The sequence below is a fragment of the Mesorhizobium sp. M7A.F.Ca.CA.002.15.2.1 genome (assembly GCF_003998715.1).
In the GTDB taxonomy this organism is placed as follows: Bacteria; Pseudomonadota; Alphaproteobacteria; order Rhizobiales; family Rhizobiaceae; genus Mesorhizobium; species Mesorhizobium ciceri.
The window spans coordinates 1-1,389 of record NZ_RZPI01000981.1; the positions used below are offsets into that span (position 1 = coordinate 1).

At 63.9% G+C, this 1,389-nt stretch carries 2 protein-coding genes; both read left to right on the forward strand.

What is annotated here, in order from left to right:
* Window positions 1–1,122: ABC transporter substrate-binding protein (locus ENZ74_RS31765; protein WP_164761405.1), on the forward strand; the 1,122-nt coding region annotated here is incomplete at its 5' end.
* A partial coding sequence (locus tag ENZ74_RS31770; protein WP_206522385.1) for an acetamidase/formamidase family protein occupies window positions 1,112–1,389 on the forward strand: 278 nt, incomplete at its 3' end. The genes ENZ74_RS31765 and ENZ74_RS31770, both read left to right, overlap by 11 nt.

Consider the following 1,389-nt stretch of genomic DNA (forward strand, 5'->3'; position numbering starts at 1 on the left):
GACGCCACCTTCCTGCATGTGATGGCCATCAACTTCGCCCATGTCGTGCCGAAGGAAGAGGTCGAGAAATACGGCGCCGATTTCGGCAAGCATCCGGTCGGCACCGGCGCCTTCAAGCTCGCCGAGTGGACGCTCGGCGAGCGCATCGTCTTCGAGCGCAATGCGGACTATTGGCACAAGGGCCTGCCGCATCTGGACAAGATCACCTTCGAGATCGGCCAGGAGCCGATCGTGGCGCTGCTGCGCCTGCAGAAGGGCGAGATCGACGTCCCCGGCGACGGCATTCCGCCAGCAAAATTCCAGGAGGTGATGGCCGATCCCGAGCAGAAGGCACGCGTCGTCGAAGGCGGCCAGCTGCACACCGGCTATGTCACCATGAACACCACCATGGCGCCGTTCGACAATGTTAAGGTGCGCCAGGCAGTCAACATGGCGATCAACAAGGCGCGCGTCATCCAGATCATCAACGGCCGCGCCGTGCCGGCCAACCAGCCGCTGCCGCCGTCGATGCCGGGCTACGACAAGGAATACAAGGGCTATCCCTATGACGTCGCCAAGGCCAAGGCGCTGCTCGCAGAGGCTGGCCACCCCGACGGCTTCGAGACACAGCTGTTTGCCATGAACACCGATCCCAACCCGCGCATCGCCCAGGCGATCCAGCAGGATCTGGCGGCGATCGGCATCAAGGCCAGCATCCAGTCGCTGGCGCAGGCAAACGTGATTGCCGCCGGCGGCGACAAGGCCGGCGCACCGATGATCTGGTCCGGCGGCATGGCCTGGATCGCCGACTTCCCGGATCCGTCGAACTTCTACGGCCCGATCCTCGGCTGCGCCGGTGCGGTGCCCGGCGGCTGGAACTGGTCGTGGTATTGCAACAAGGATCTCGACGCCAAGGCGGCCGAGGCCGACTCGGTGGTCGACCCGGCTAAATCAGGCGAACGCGACAAGATGTGGAGCGCCATCTACGACAAGGTGATGGAAGACGCGCCCTGGGCGCCGGTCTTCAACGAGCAGCGCTTCACCATGAAATCGGCGCGCATGGGCGGCGCCGACAACCTCTATGTCGACCCGGTTCATATCCCGATCAACTACGACAATGTGTACGTAAAAGATGTGCAATAACTGCGACTACACCATCCACGGGCGCCAACATCATTTCGGCTGGGACAATTCGTTTGCCCCGGCCGAGCGGGTGGCGCCCGGCTCGACGATCGAGTTCCAGTGCCTCGATTCCTCCGGCGGCCAGTTGCAGGCCGGCAGCACGGTCGCCGACGTCGCCAAGCTCGACTTCGCCACCGTCAATCCGGTGACCGGGCCGATCTTCGTCGAGGGGGCCGAGCCGGGTGACGCGCTGAAGGTGACGATCGAGATGTTCAAGCCGTCCGGCTT